This is a genomic window from Campylobacter showae CC57C, assembly GCF_000344295.2.
GTDB classification, from domain to species: Bacteria; Campylobacterota; Campylobacteria; order Campylobacterales; family Campylobacteraceae; genus Campylobacter_A; species Campylobacter_A showae_B.
The window spans coordinates 1-13,835 of record NZ_AOTD01000260.1; the positions used below are offsets into that span (position 1 = coordinate 1).

A 13,835-nucleotide genomic window follows, 5' to 3' on the forward strand; every position below is an offset into this window, starting at 1 on the left:
TTTGGCGGCGGCGGAGCTAGCGGCAGGTGGTAGAGTCGCGAGGCTTAAATTTGGCGTCAAATTTGGAGAGCTTGCTAAATTTGACGCTTTTTTCTTTGTAAATTTGATTAAAAACCGCGAGTCGGTAGTTAAATTTGGCCCGAGATGCCGTAAAATTCGCTCGCTTTGCTAAATTTAGTTGTCGTCAAATTTGCAGCTTTTTAGGCGCAGTAGATAAGGCGCATAAATTTGACCTTATAATCTACCGCCGTCAAAAATACGCGCAAATTTTACCCGCCGCGCTCAAATTTGCCTTTAAATTTGTGAGTCAAATTTTGCACGCCACTATTAAATTTGCACCCAAATCCAAGCTCAAATCTCCCCCAAAATCTTTTTATAGTTACTAAAAATCGGCGAATCCTCGCCAAAATACAAACTCATCGCGCGCACGTAGCGATCGAGCGGATTTTGGATGCGATTTAGCGTGAGACGGTCGCGAAACGGCAGGTCGTAGCTACTTAAAATCACGCTAAAAGGCACGGGAAAATCGGTACCAAAAAGGATTTTGTCGTGGATTTGCGTTTGGGTTTTTAGATGCGGCAGTATGCGGGCCTTGTTTATGCAAAGCAGCGCCGAAACGTCGGCATAAAGCCCGTCAAATTCGCGCAGCCAACCAAGCAGCGTGAAGTAGTTGGCGCCCAGTTTCTCCGGATCGCACGAAAACATAGATAAAACGCCGTCGCTCGAGGCGCCCATGTGAGCGCAGACGATGCGGCAGCCCAGATTTAGCGGGGATTTTAGCTGCTCGATGCTCTCAAGCGCCTTGTTTGACGCGAGCGAGTTTTCGTCGCCCACGTGGATCATCAGCGGCAGCCCAAGCTCGCTAAGCAGCCTAAAATATGGCTCATATCGCTTGTCGTTTAGATCCGTCTCCCAGTACGAGTGCAGCAGCTTGCCGCCCTTAAAGCCCATTTTGTGGTACTTTTCGATCAAATTTAGCGCGTCTTTGCGGTTTGGATTTACACTAAAAAACGGCACGACCTCGTTTGGATTTTGCTCGTAAAAGGCAAAAACATCCTCATTTGTGGCGCAGACGGTTTTGTCCTTGTGTACGAGGTTTCCGCTCTCGTCAAATTTCGCATCGACGCCGAAAACCACGGACTTTTGGACGAAATTTGAGCTTTTAATCAGCCGCGCGAAGTTGCTTTTGTAGCCTTCAAAACCGTTTTTTATAAGCTCGCTCCTGTTTATGTCGAATTTTTTGGCAAAAAACGCAAGCGCTAGTTTGTCGTAAAATCGGTCGAATTTCACGTCCGCGCTAAGCAAGTGCGAGTGGATATCGACGGTTTTTATCTGCGTTAAATTTGAGTTTTGTAGGCTTCCCAAGTCGCTTTCGTTAAATTTGCCCGATGAAAACCAGTTTAAATTTGCATCGCTTGCCGTCAAATTTACGCTCGTTTGGTCAAATTTGTCTTTGACGCAAATTTGACTTGCCGCATTTTGGCAAAACCCGAGCGCTTTTGGCGCGGCCGTCTCGCTCACTCTCAAATTTGAGCTCAAATTTATCCGCGCGTTCTGTTTTGACGGCTCGGCGAGGTTTGCTAAATTTGCGCGAGTTAAATTTGTCTCCGTTTTGCGAGCTACTAAGTCAAGGCTTGCAGCGTTTGCTCGGGCCGAGTTTGCCGCCGTTTTTCCGTCTATCAAATTTGTACTAAAACCCAAAGCTTCCAAGCGCTCATTTGCGCGGTAAAAATCATCTCGAAACATCGTTTCTCCTTTTTAAAATTTGACGAAATCATAGCCTAAATTTTAGGAAGTGTCAAGTGGTGCTTTACACTTTATGATTTTCTAAGCTAAATTTGCGTAAGATTTCGTCAAATTTAACGAAAGGAAAGAGATGAGCTACAAGATGAGCGAGCTTTGCGAACTATCGCAAACGCCAAAATCAACGATACTCTTTTACGTAAAAGAGGGACTTTTGCCCGAGCCCGTGAAGGTAAAAGACAACGTCCATCAGTACGGCGAGGACACGCTTTTGATGCTAAATTTCATCAAATACGTCCAGAGTAACTTCCACCTAAGCCTTAAGGAGGTCAAGGCGCTCACGCAGCAAAAGGGATTTAGCTTTAAGCGCTGCTACGAGGCGCTTTTTGATTCGCTCGATACCTTTATGGGGTCAAATTTCGCCCAGACGCTAAGCGCCGAGCAGGCGTGCGAGAGGCTGGGTATCACGGAGGCTGAGCTAGATAAATTTATAAAGGACGGATTTATCTTTATGCGAGGGGGCAAGCTAACCGAAAAAGAGGTCGAGATCCTGCAAATCGTGCTAGAAACTCAAAAGAGCGAGCGCGGGCGGGAAATTTTACGGACTTATATAAATTTAGCCAAGCAAACGGCCAAAATCGAAGCCGAGTGTGCGTGCGAAATTTACGCGAAAGCAAAGGACAAAAACGCGGCTTTAAAGCTCGTTTTCGACAATATCTTGATCCTAAAACCCTACATCTTAAATTTTCACACCTTCGATGCCTACAAAAAGGAGAACAAATGAAAGGCGTTTTTTCGGTTAGGGGCTTTTTGCCCTTTTTGATCGTTATGTTTATCAACGCGGTCGTCGATCTTGGCCACAAAATCACGATCCAAAACATACTTTTTAAGAGCATCGAGGATGAAAATTTACAGATCATCCTGACCTCGCTCGTAAATTTGCTAATCCTGTTGCCATACATCATGCTTTTTAGCGTTTCGGGCTTTTTAAACGACAAATTTTCGCGCACCCGCATCACTAGATACGCGGCGGCGAGCGAAATTTTACTCACGCTTTTTATCACTATAAGCTACCTTTGCGGCTGGTTTTACGTGGCGTTTGGTACGACGCTGCTGCTAGCGGTGCAAAGCGCGGTATATAGCCCGGCAAAATACGGACTAATCAAAAAAATCGTGGGCGCAGAAAAGCTTGGCGCTGCAAACGGTATCGTGCAGGCCTTTACTATCGTGGCGATTTTGCTTGGTTCGTTTGTTTTCTCGGCGATTTTCGAGAGCTACGCCGCTACTAGCACGGATGCCGGTGAGATGATAAAATCGGTCTGGTTTATCGGAGCGATACTTTTTGTTTGCTCGGTAGCCGAGACTATTTTTACGTTTAAGATTCCGTTTTTTGAAGCAACCGATGCAGAGCTTAAATTTGACGCGAAAAAGTACTTTAAACTAGGCTACTTAAAAGAAAACACTAAGCACATCTTTAACAACAAAAATGCCTTTTTATGTACGCTGGGACTTTCGGTTTTCTGGGCGGTGGCGCAGCTGGTTATCGCCGTTTTCCCCGCTCACTACAAGGCTATGAGCGCGGATAATAACGTCATGATCGTGCAGGCGATTTTAGCCGTTAGCACCATCGGTCTAGTCGTGGGCTCGGCGCTAGCTGGCAGCTACTCGAAAAATCACATCGAGATGGGTATCGTGCCTTTTGGGGCACTTGGGCTTTTTGTTTCGCTACTTATGTTTGCGCAGGGCTCTAGCGCGGCGTTTATGACGCTGGCGTCGTTTTTGTTCGGTTTTAGCGGCGGTATTTTCATCGTGCCGCTAAACGCAAATATCCAGTTTTTCACGTCCGAAGAGCAGATGGGCCGCACGCTAGCGGGCAGCAACTTTATCCAAAACATCTTTATGGCGACGTTTTTGCTGCTTGCGATGGCGTTTAGTATATTTGCCGTTAGTACGCCCGAAATTTTCGTCATTACTTCTTTTAGCGTGCTTATCTGCGCGCTGGTAGCGATAAAGTACCTGCCGCATCTTTTCGCGCGTTTGCTTATCATGCCGTTTTTTAGGATAGGTTATACGATAAACGTCGACGGCGTCGAAAATATCCCGCAAAAAGGCGGCGTGTTGCTGCTTGGCAACCACATGAGCTGGATAGACTGGGCGGTACTACAGATGGCCTCTCCGCGTCCGATCAGATTTGCGATGCATAAGAGCTTTTATGAAATTTGGTACCTAAAATGGCTGTTAAATTTATTTGACGTGATCCCTATCGGCGCGGGAGCTAGCAAAAGCGCGCTAGAAAAGATCCGCGAGTGCCTGGATGCCGGCGACGTGGTGGCGCTGTTTCCTGAGGGACATATCAGCTATAACGGCCAGATAGACGAGTTTGCGCACGGTTACGAGATAGCCGCAAGCGATACGAACTCCGTCATCGTGCCGTTTTATCTGCGCGGTCTTTGGGGTTCGAGCTTCTCGCGCGCTCAAAAATACTACCAAAAAATCAGCCGCAAAATAGACGGCAAGCGCGCTATCAGGGTGAGCTTCGGCGCGCCTTTGGCACCTGAAACCAAAGCCCCGCAGGTGCGCGAAAAGGTCGTCGAGCTGTCGTTTTTTAGCTGGGCCGAGTATCTAAAAACCCTAGAGCCTATGCAGTTTAGCTGGCTAAAACACGCTAAAGCAAATCTGTTTAAACGCTCGATGGTAGATAGCACGGGCGCTGATCTAAACAATCTCAAGGTTATCGCTACGGTGCTTGTGTTTTTGTCTAAATTTAAATTCTCGTTTTTAAAAGAGCGAAACGTCGGCGTGATACTGCCTTCCTCGGTGATGGGTAGCATTATAAATTTAATGCTATTTATCAGAGGCAAGATAAGCGTAAATCTAAACTACACGCTCAGCGAGCAAAATTTGATCGGCTGCGCGGACAAGGCTGGGTTAAGAAGCATAATCACGTCGCGCCAGTTTATCGCCAAGCTAAAGGCTCGCGGCTTTGAGTTAGAAGAATCTCTAAAAGGCAGGCTCGTCTACCTTGAAGACGTCGCACAAGGCATAAGCAAGGCCGATAAAATTTGCGCGATGCTAAAGGCGATTTTGATGCCGCGCTGGCTGCTTGAGCTTATATATTTTCGCGACGTTCGCATCGACGACGAGGCGGCGATACTCTTTAGCAGCGGCAGCGAAGGTACGCCAAAAGGCATAGTGCTAACGCATAAAAACATAATGGCAAACATCAAGCAAATTTCAGAGATCGTAAACACGGACGGCAACGACGTGATCTTAGCGTCGCTACCGATATTTCACTCGTTTGGGCTTACTGCGGCGACGTTTTTCCCGCTTAGCGAAGGTATCGCCTCCGCCCACGTGCCAGATCCCACAGACGCCTTTGCCGTGGGTAAGATGGTTGCTAAATACCACGCGACGATAATGTTTGGCACGTCGACGTTTTTTAGGCTCTATACCAAAAACAAAAAGCTAAATCCGCTGATGTTTTCTACGATCCGCTACGCGATCGCTGGCGCAGAAAAATTAAATGCGGTGGTAAAGCGCGAGTTTAAGATGAAATTCGGCGTCGAAATTTACGAAGGCTACGGCACGACCGAGACCTCGCCAGTTGTCAGCGTAAATACCGCAAACGTGCTAGAGCCCGAGTTCTTTAAAGAGCTCATTTTTTCAAAAGAGGGTAGCGTGGGGCTACCGACGGCCGGCACGATAATAAGAATCTGCGACCCAGCGAGCCTAGCAAAGCTAGAAAACGGGCAAGCCGGCCTCATACTAATCGGCGGCCATCAGGTAATGAAGGGCTACTATCTGGATGAGGAGCGCACGAAAGAGGCTATCGTCGAGCTAGATGGCGTGCGCTACTATAATAGCGGCGACATTGGCTTTTTGGACGAGGCGGGCTTCCTAACGATCACGGATAGGCTCTCTCGCTTTGCTAAAATCGGCGGCGAGATGATAAGCCTGGGCGCGGTCGAGGCTCAAATTTCAGGCGTGCTGGGCGATGAGGTTACCTTTGTCTGCACCAACGTCGCCGACGAGAAAAAGGGCGAGCAAGTCGTCATGCTCTTTAGCGGCGAGATGAGCGAGGAGGACGTGGCCGCGCGTATCAGGGCTTCTGCGATACCGTCCATCATGCAACCTTCAAAGATTTATAAAGTCGAGGCCGTACCGGTGCTGGGAACGGGTAAAGTTGACTTTAAATCAAGTAAAAAGCTAGCGGCCGAGCTTGTCGCTGGCGAGGGAAATTTAGGCGCGGAGGAAGCTTAAATTTACGCTATGAAAGGCAAATTTGGTGGCTAGGTCGTCAAATTTGCCTATCGTCTAAGCTCTAGCAAAAGGGCCCTGCAAAATTAAATTTTAAAACAGCGATACCCGCTTATAAACACCTAAGTTTAATCACAATATAATCATAATTAAAATAAAACAACAAGGCAAATTTTGAACTTAAATTTAAAACAAAAACTCTTCGGTAGCAAACTTAAAAAGATAGTTTGGTCGGTCGTGTTTTTTACGGCGATACTTGGCGCCGCATTTATCCGTATAATCCCCGATTATTCCACTTCACGAGGCTTTGTGATAGTTTCTCTCTCCGACTACGACAAATACAAGCAAGGATACTGCCTCAAAGAGGATAGAATTTTACCTAAAGAGGAGATGTATAAAAGAGCAATAGGGCAGTTTTTAGATTATGAGCTAAAACTAGATCAAATGATTGACGATTATAGGACTTACAATTACGGTAGTTCCTGACGCAGCGCATATGAAATTGCATATTATGAATTGGAAAATATAAATTTATCTAATTGGTTTGAGGTATTGCAAAAGTATTATAAGGATGGAAAAACAACTGAAGAGATACTGATAAAAGAGTTAAAGGCTAAAAAAACCGATCCGAAAAAATATCTAAAAATATCTTCAGATGGCGCAGGTTTCGGATTTGATAGGCCGATAGTTCGTGTTGATGGCGATGACAAAACAGTTATAGCCTATTTATTATTAGATAAATTTGTTTTAATCTATGAAAAATATATACAACGCAATCATTTTGAATACCTATTTGATAGAATAAATTTTTCCGAAAAAATCAAAGAATATTACCAGGAGAGAAACAACGCGTCGTTTGATATAAAACAAGGTTTTGAGCTGGATAACTGCGGAAATCTAAACTATCCATTGGAAGAATATTATTTACGCAGTAGGGAAGCAAAAGGCGGCTGAAAAGCCTAATCATTTGAAATTTACCAATCAAATTTCAAATCAAAAAATAAAATTTCAATACAAAGGACAAGTAGTGGCTGTATTTAATCTAAATTTAAACGGCGACTATTTAAATAGGTGTTAGGCTACTATATATGGGGTAAATATATCGCCGCGATAAAATAAAAGGCGAATTTTGAACTTAAATTTATACGCCCCATAACGATGATAAATTTTGGTTTTTAGCGGTTATGGATAGCGTAGAAAATAGCGTCGTTTCATCGCGGTTTAGCCGTACTGGCGGTCAAATTTACTTGATAAAACGACTAGCTAGCCTGCCTAAACGCCAAACGGCTACCGCAGAATAGCTAAATTTACACCAAATCCCTGCTGCTAAAGATAAAATATCCGCCAACAAGCATAATCGCGCCCAAAATCAGCGGATAAAAAATCGAGTAAATAACAAATCCAAACGCGCTAAAGTTGTTTAGTACAAAATTCGACGCCACGCCGATCACGGCTAAATTTGGATCAAACAGGCTAATCGCCGCGATCCTAAAGACCTCGATCGGGTTAATGAGCGCGATAAAAAAGATGATATCCTCTCGCACGTTACTCTTCATCAAAAAGCCGATCAGCGCAAGATCTAAAAACGCCAGCAAGATAAGCCAGAGTAAAAACGCGACGCCTTGACCCATTTCTTGATTTTTGATCATTGATGAGATGAGAAATCCAAACGACAAAAACACGAAGCTAAGCGCGAAAAGTAGGGCGGTGTAGAGGGTTAGGATGTTCCACGGGATTTCGATTTTTTTAACCAGACCCGCAATTACCGCAATCGCAAAAGAGAGCAAAAGCGGCACGAAAATAACGAAAATGCGCCCTAAAGCCTTGCCGAAATAGTATTCGCCCAGGCTAACGGGAAAGCTAAGCATATACTCAAGCAGGTTCGTATCGCGGTCGGCGCTGATACTGCGCACGGTCGAGATGAGGATAAAAATAGGCACGATGATAATGCAAATTTGGATAAAAAGCAGCAAAAGGCGCGTAAGCCCGCTAAAGCCCAGCACCCGCGAGTCCGTCACGCCGCTAAAGATAAAAGTAACGATAAGCCCCATAAAAACTAGCATATAGATGAGAAACCAGCGCGAGCGCAGCGACTCGGCGACGTCTAGTTTGGCGATGAGTAGGAGGTTATTCACGGTCGCCTCCTTGCGCGATCGGCTCGTCTTTGATGATGCGGCCTAGATCCATCTCGACGTAGCGGTTTGACATATTCTGCACCTCATCAAGCCTGTGCGAGATGAAAACCAGCGTCTTTTCGCACGCGAACTCACCTAGTAGATCCATAAAATTTCGCCTGGCTTTCGGGTCTAAATTTGCCGTCGGCTCGTCAAACATCATGGCTTCGGTGTTTTTAGCAAAGGCGATTGCGATTAGCATTTTTTGCTTCATACCGCCCGAGAGTTTGTAAAAGGGCTTGTGAAAGTTTCCTTTTAGATCAAGCTCCATTTTTTCGCAAAATTTCTCTATATTTTCCTGCGCAACGCCCGAGCTTTTGCAGACGAACTCGCAAAGCTCTTTTAGGTTAAATTTAAGCGGCGGCGGCGTTTGCGGGACGAAAGATATCACGCTAAGGGCTTCTTTGCGCGCGGTAAATGGGTCAAAGCCGTTTACTCGCACCTCGCCGCTGTTTGGTTTAAATTCGCCCAGTATTATACGCATCAGCGAGCTTTTGCCGGCGCCGTTTTGCCCAAGCACGACCGTTTTTTGCCCCTTCTCTATGCTTAAATTTACGTTTTGCAGTATCTTTTGCGAGCCAAAAGCCTTTGTGATGTCTTTTAAGATTATCAAATTTATCCTTTTAGATGAGCTTTTTAAAGCCGTTGTCAAATTTCAGCGCGTCGTGGTGACACACGTCGATACAGCGCCCGCAAAGCGTGCAGTCGCCACCCACGAGACGAAATTCTTTTTTATTTTCGTCGCCGCCCGTTTTAGCGTTTTTCTTCGTGATCTCTAGCACGTGCGGCACGAGACAGGTATCGATGCAGACCAAACAGTGGTCGCAGCGATCTTTGTTCCAGCTAACTTTAACGGCGTTGGTGCGGGTTAGTAGCGAGTACGTCGCGCCGATGGGGCAGACGTAGCGGCACCAGCCTCTGCGGGAGTAGAAAATCTCGACTAAAAGCACGAAGAGGGCAAACCAAATCGCGTGAAAATAGCCGTAGATGACGAACCTAGACACGATGCCCGTCACGCTAAATATCTCAAACACGAGCTGCGAGCTAGCAAAACTCATCGCGATAAAAAGCGCAGTAAAGACGTAGCGCCATTTGGGATCGAACTCACGGCGTTTGATGATTTTTTTAGCAGCTAAATTTTCGTGGATTTTCTCGCCGATCTCGCCCAAAAAAGTATAAGGGCACACCCAGCCGCAAAACGCCCTCCCGCCCACGAGCGCGTAAAAAAGCAAAATCGTAGCCGTGCCTATGATCAAATTTATCGGAAACTCGTGCGTCGCGGCAAATACCTGAAAACTCATAAAAGCGTCGGTCAAATGAAAGCCTAAAATCCTTGATCCGCTGATGTCGCCTTCTAAAATTTGAATATCCGCGCGGTAAGAAAGCACGAACAAAATATGCACTAGCGCGATCACGACGAGGCGGCGTCCTCGCCAGCTGAGGCTTTTTTTGCCCTCGCCGTTTTTTATCGTCAGCGTATCGAAAAAATCGACCTTTGAGACCGTACAACGAGTGCTATATTTATCCATTTTCTACTCTTTAAATTTTGAAATTTCATCAGCTAGCGCGCCTAGATCCTCGTCTGATACGTTCGTGAGAAGCCCCTTCATCAGGCTGTTTGGCACCTTGCCCTCTTTGTAGTTTTTTAGCGAAGCTAGGATTTCGTCCTTGCTTTTACCCGCGATGCTAGGTGCCATCACGCCCTTGCCGTTTGCTCCGTGACAAGGCGCGCAGGAAGTCAGGTATCGTTTGCTAACGCCCTCGCTAGGCTGATTTGCGACGCTGTTTTGTAGCTGTTTGATCTTTTTGATCTCTTCGCTATCTTGCAAATTTAGCTCTTCATTTACGACCTTTGGCTGCGTTTGCTGCGCCGGCTTTAGCTCGGGCCTGCTAGCGTCCTTTACGGGTGCTGAGGGCTGGCTAGTCAGCATAAAAACCATGAGCGCAAGTACCAAAACTCCAAAGATTATCGCTATTTTCTTTCCCATTTTAGCCTCCTATTTTTTTCTAAACTGCTCGTTAAATTCGCTGATTTCGTTTGCTAGGGCGCGGATTTGCGCCTCGTCTAGGGTTTGGACTAGGTCTTTCATCAGCGGGTTTGCCTTTTGCTTGCTCTTATATGCGATGATCATGTCGTAAATTTGATCCGAGGTTTTGTTTAGCAGCGACGGGCCGATGATACCGTTGGCGTAGTCGTCGTGGCAGGCGGAGCATTTTACGATAAAGTCCTTGCTAAGCCGCCCTTTGATGAGTTTTAAATTTATGCTTTGCAGCGGGCTTCGCACCATCGCTAGCGCGCCGACTGAGCGGCTAGTCTCGCTCTCCTCGTCGTCCAGGCCAAATTTGACTCTCTTTTTGCCGTTTATATCGTAAGTCATAAACTGATCGTAGTCTTTTTGCGCGGTTGCGTTTGAGTCTGCTTTTTGCGTCTCTATCATGCCTGCGGCGGCGGGCGTCGCTTGTGTTTTTGCCGCTTGCGTCACCGGTTTTTTATCATCCTTGCTCTCGCAGCCAGTTATCAGCATAGCGGCGGCGAGGGCGACGAGACAGCCTAAAATTTTATTTCTCATTTTTATCCTTTGTAAATTTCATCATAGCCGCGGTTTGGCGCTATATCGATGATTTGTGCCGGGCAAACCTCGGCGCACACTCCGCATCCGACGCAGCCTTGTTTAAATTCGGGCAAATTTCGCCCGTCGCTTTTAGCCATCGCTATGGCGGCGTCTCCGACCGGGCAGAGGCTCACGCATAGATCGCAGGGCTTATCCACGCTATTTTGGACGGCGTCTTTTACGGCTTGCTCGCGGTCGTTGTAAATTTTACGCTCAAGCATTTTCGTAACGCCGCTTAAATTTACGTTTTCGTTTTTATAAGCAAGACAGGCCTCGCGTCCTCGCAGTACGCCCACGCCCATCTTTACGTCGCTGATCTGCGTCGTGGCGTGATCCAGCGCGCCGCTGGGACAGGCTAAAACGCAAGGAAAAAGGTCGCACAGATAGCAGCCTCGCTTATGCGCGTCGATATAGGACGTGCCGTTTGAGTAGCCCTGCGTTATATCTAGTAGCCCGATGCTGTGATACGGGCAGACTTGCACGCACTGGCCGCATTTTATGCAGAGCGATTCGAAATTTTTAACCGCTCCGGGAGGCCTTAAAAAAAGCAAGTCCGCGCGCGTTTTGGGTAAAAAATATCCGATGCCGTAGCCTGCGGCCGCCGCGCCTGCCGTTAGTGCGATAAAATTTCGTCTATTCATAGCGTTGCCTTTTGAGCGTTGTTTGGGCGCATTTTAGGAGAGCCGTCCTCTAAAAGCTTGAGTGGCTCGGAAAATGGCGCAAGCTTAGCTAGGAAATTTAGCCCGCTAATCACGGTCGAACCGTAGAAAAAGCGCAGAGTCGGATAGTACTGCCAAAGCTTATCGGCGTAAACGAAGTGCGAGTAGGGCGTATCGCCGATACCGTCTCTATCGACGTCTAAGCCTTCGTATTCGTCGAAATAATTACCGCTCCACTCGTTTAGCTCGATCTTTGAGCCGGGTGTGTCGTTGATAGCCGTTTCCATGTTTCCAATAAAATCATTGCCCTTAAACACGCTTTTTTCCTGCGTCGCGTGCATTTGCAGCCCGATGACGTTGTATAAAATTTGATTGTTTTCGAGGGTATTTACGGTGCCCGGATTTAGCGGAGAGCGGTCGGAGTAGATGCCGCGCGAGTTATACAAAAAGGTATTTTCTCTGATGTTAAATCCCGAGACGTCTTTTAGCGCGATACCCACGCCAAACGCTCCGTTTGAGTTGATTATCACGTTTCGGCGAACGAGAGAATTTGTTGAAAACATAAAATACATCCCCACTGCACCGCCGCTAAATTCGTTATCCTCGATGAGGTTGTCCGCCGAGTACATCGTATGCACGGCGTAGCGGTTATTTTTGCCGAAATTTTTGCGGATTATGTTGTTGCTGGAAAACCACGCCACGATATCGCGGCTGTTATAGACGTAGTTTCGCTCGATCAAATTTTCGTGCGAATACCATGCGCGCACTGCGTCTCCGCGTCTAGGCACGTCAAAGCCCTCTTTTGATGTGATATTGTTATCTCTTATCACGGCTTGGTTGCATTCTGATAACTCGATACCGAACAGCACGTCTTTAAAGCGGTTTTTTTCTACTAAAAGATTATTGCCCTTTGCGCAGCTAACGCCCGCGTCTAGCTCCATCTGGCTCGTGCCGCTGCCTTCGATATTTAAATTTATAAGTCGCAGTGCCGTAAAAACGGCATTTTTACCCATTAAAAGAAGTAAAATTTTAATCTATTTTTAGTAAAATTTAATCTTATTATAACATATTTTTTAAAATAAGATGTCTAATATTAAATTTTAAATGACGATATCATTTAAAAAAACCGCCCTTTGTTTAACTTCTTTCGGCAGATACTTCGCATAGGAGCGATAAGTCTCGTTCAAGTCCTTATGCCCCATCATTTTACAGCCCACCCACATAGGTTCCTCGCCGCGGCTCAGCATGACGGAAGCAAAGGAGTGTCTAGTATCATAAAGCCTGCGAGTATTGTAACCAAGTTTTACTTGCAAATCATTAAATTTAAGCCGCATCATAGACCGAGAAAGCCTAAAAATCCGCTGGCTTTTGTCGCCGCTATCAAGCTTTATGAGTTCATTATAGACGATTTGCAGCATATCGATCGTGCGGTTGCTGGATTTAGTTTTCGGCGAATCCACGATGCCGACGTCCGAAAGCGTTTTATTTATCCGGATTTGCCTATTTTCAAAGTCTAGATCGCCGAAAGTAAGAGCTAAAATTTCACCGGTTCGAGCGCCAGTAAAGAACGCCACGACCAAAAACAGCCGCAGCTCGTCGTCGGCGTTTTTAATGAGTTTCAAAATTTCATCAAGGCTAAACGGCGGAAATTTTTCATCCTCCAATTCATCGAGGTGTTGCTTAAATCTAGGGATAAAAAACGGATTTTTGGAGATTATGTCATTACTTACGGCATATCGAAAAATCATCTTAAAAAAGGAGCAATAGCCGCTAATAGAGCTATCCTTTAATCCTTTATTCTTACAAAATTTAACGAATTCTACGCTGTGATACCTCTCAAAATCGGCTAGGTAGAAGATACCATTAGTGTTTAAAAATTCCGTGATCGTATGGCTCATAATCACGTAAAGCCGCCTAGTTTTATCCTTTAAAAACGACTTCTCGGCAAGGAGACGATCGATCACGCTATCAAAGCTAAACTCACTAGAATTTTTAATAGCGCCGGCGTCTTTCTCCCCTTTTCTAAGGAGCCTGTCGGTTTGTAAGTCCTCGAGTTCGCGATACCGGCGTTTAGCCTCCGCGATATCGGATTTAGAGCCGAGAAATAAATCGTAATTTTTACGAACGAAATCAAACGCCAAAGGTGACTTTTTAAGACCCGTAGCACGGCGAATTCTAACGCCGTCCCTTTGACAATCGATATAAAAACGTCCGTGTTGCACGTAGATATTTTTATTTTTTTCTAAATTTTTCATACGAGTAACTTTATCAAAATTTAATTAAAAGTAAGCGAAAAGTCGCCGCCTTTAAGGTTAAAATTTTTTGAAATAAAAATTTTTTGCTTAAAGTGCGATTTTACGGAGATTGAAATTCTCAAAACAAGCAAAAAA

Annotated in this window: 13 protein-coding genes; 4 read left to right on the forward strand and 9 right to left on the reverse strand. The window is 45.8% G+C overall.

Annotated elements, in window-relative coordinates; translation table 11 throughout:
- Positions 1-351: 351 nt before the first annotated feature.
- The gene (locus H740_RS10725; RefSeq protein ID WP_002953793.1) at positions 352-1,746 is read right to left on the reverse strand and encodes an amidohydrolase family protein; all 1,395 of its coding nucleotides are present in this window, start codon (positions 1,744-1,746) and stop codon (positions 352-354) included.
- Between the two features lie 130 nt (positions 1,747-1,876).
- Between H740_RS10725 and H740_RS10730 the strand changes: the two genes are divergently transcribed.
- The 4 genes from H740_RS10730 (at position 1,877) to H740_RS12305 (ending at position 6,954) form a co-directional block, all read left to right on the forward strand.
- Entirely contained in the window at positions 1,877-2,527 is a 651-nt protein-coding gene (locus H740_RS10730) for a MerR family transcriptional regulator (protein ID WP_002953794.1), read from the forward strand.
- Positions 2,524-6,003: an acyl-[ACP]--phospholipid O-acyltransferase gene (locus H740_RS10735; RefSeq protein ID WP_002953795.1), complete on the forward strand. Its 3,480-nt coding sequence runs from the start codon at positions 2,524-2,526 to the stop codon at positions 6,001-6,003. Before H740_RS10730 ends, H740_RS10735 begins: the two co-directional genes overlap by 4 nt.
- A gap of 171 nt (positions 6,004-6,174) precedes the next feature.
- Positions 6,175-6,486, forward strand: a complete 312-nt coding sequence (locus tag H740_RS12300; RefSeq protein ID WP_002953796.1) for a hypothetical protein — start codon at positions 6,175-6,177, stop codon at positions 6,484-6,486.
- Positions 6,487-6,516: 30 nt separating this feature from the next.
- The gene (locus H740_RS12305) at positions 6,517-6,954 is read left to right on the forward strand and encodes a hypothetical protein (RefSeq protein ID WP_002953797.1); all 438 of its coding nucleotides are present in this window, start codon (positions 6,517-6,519) and stop codon (positions 6,952-6,954) included.
- Positions 6,955-7,307: 353 nt separating this feature from the next.
- On the opposite strand, the gene H740_RS10745 is transcribed toward H740_RS12305, so the two are convergent.
- From H740_RS10745 to H740_RS10780, 8 genes are all read right to left on the reverse strand, one after another.
- Positions 7,308-8,135, reverse strand: a complete 828-nt coding sequence (locus H740_RS10745; protein WP_002953798.1) for an ABC transporter permease — start codon at positions 8,133-8,135, stop codon at positions 7,308-7,310.
- Positions 8,128-8,787, reverse strand: coding sequence for an ABC transporter ATP-binding protein (locus tag H740_RS10750; protein ID WP_002953799.1), 660 nt, complete (start codon positions 8,785-8,787; stop codon positions 8,128-8,130). Before H740_RS10750 ends, H740_RS10745 begins: the two co-directional genes overlap by 8 nt.
- Before the next feature lie 10 nt (positions 8,788-8,797).
- Positions 8,798-9,703, reverse strand: a complete 906-nt coding sequence (locus tag H740_RS10755; RefSeq protein ID WP_002953800.1) for a NapH/MauN family ferredoxin-type protein — start codon at positions 9,701-9,703, stop codon at positions 8,798-8,800.
- 3 nt (positions 9,704-9,706) lie between these two features.
- Entirely contained in the window at positions 9,707-10,162 is a 456-nt protein-coding gene (locus tag H740_RS10760; protein ID WP_002953801.1) for a c-type cytochrome, read from the reverse strand.
- 9 nt (positions 10,163-10,171) lie between these two features.
- Complete coding sequence (locus H740_RS10765) at positions 10,172-10,744, reverse strand: c-type cytochrome (RefSeq protein ID WP_002953802.1); 573 nt, start codon at positions 10,742-10,744, stop codon at positions 10,172-10,174.
- Positions 10,745-10,746: 2 nt separating this feature from the next.
- Positions 10,747-11,427 carry a 4Fe-4S dicluster domain-containing protein gene (locus H740_RS10770; RefSeq protein ID WP_002953803.1) on the reverse strand — a complete coding sequence of 227 codons (681 nt, stop codon included), beginning with the start codon at positions 11,425-11,427 and terminating at the stop codon, positions 10,747-10,749.
- Positions 11,424-12,458, reverse strand: coding sequence for a nitrous oxide reductase family maturation protein NosD (gene nosD, locus H740_RS10775; RefSeq protein ID WP_002953804.1), 1,035 nt, complete (start codon positions 12,456-12,458; stop codon positions 11,424-11,426). The genes H740_RS10770 and nosD overlap by 4 nt, the downstream gene beginning before the upstream one ends.
- Positions 12,459-12,545: 87 nt before the next feature.
- Positions 12,546-13,700 carry a tyrosine-type recombinase/integrase gene (locus H740_RS10780; RefSeq protein ID WP_002953805.1) on the reverse strand — a complete coding sequence of 385 codons (1,155 nt, stop codon included), beginning with the start codon at positions 13,698-13,700 and terminating at the stop codon, positions 12,546-12,548.
- Between the last annotated feature and the right edge of the window lie 135 nt (positions 13,701-13,835).

Bases quoted from the DNA above. Each gene is read 5' to 3' on its own strand.
- H740_RS10725 (WP_002953793.1), bottom strand. From the start codon at position 1,746: ATGTTTCGAGATGATTTTTACCGCGCAAATGAGCGCTTGGAAGCTTTG.
- H740_RS10765 (WP_002953802.1), bottom strand. From the start codon at position 10,744: ATGAGAAATAAAATTTTAGGCTGTCTCGTCGCCCTCGCCGCCGCTATG.
- H740_RS10780 (WP_002953805.1), bottom strand. From the start codon at position 13,700: ATGAAAAATTTAGAAAAAAATAAAAATATCTACGTGCAACACGGACGT.
- H740_RS10735 (WP_002953795.1), top strand. From the start codon at position 2,524: ATGAAAGGCGTTTTTTCGGTTAGGGGCTTTTTGCCCTTTTTGATCGTT.
- H740_RS10760 (WP_002953801.1), bottom strand. From the start codon at position 10,162: ATGGGAAAGAAAATAGCGATAATCTTTGGAGTTTTGGTACTTGCGCTC.
- H740_RS10755 (WP_002953800.1), bottom strand. From the start codon at position 9,703: ATGGATAAATATAGCACTCGTTGTACGGTCTCAAAGGTCGATTTTTTC.
- H740_RS10730 (WP_002953794.1), top strand. From the start codon at position 1,877: ATGAGCTACAAGATGAGCGAGCTTTGCGAACTATCGCAAACGCCAAAA.
- nosD (WP_002953804.1), bottom strand. From the start codon at position 12,458: ATGGGTAAAAATGCCGTTTTTACGGCACTGCGACTTATAAATTTAAAT.
- H740_RS10770 (WP_002953803.1), bottom strand. From the start codon at position 11,427: ATGAATAGACGAAATTTTATCGCACTAACGGCAGGCGCGGCGGCCGCA.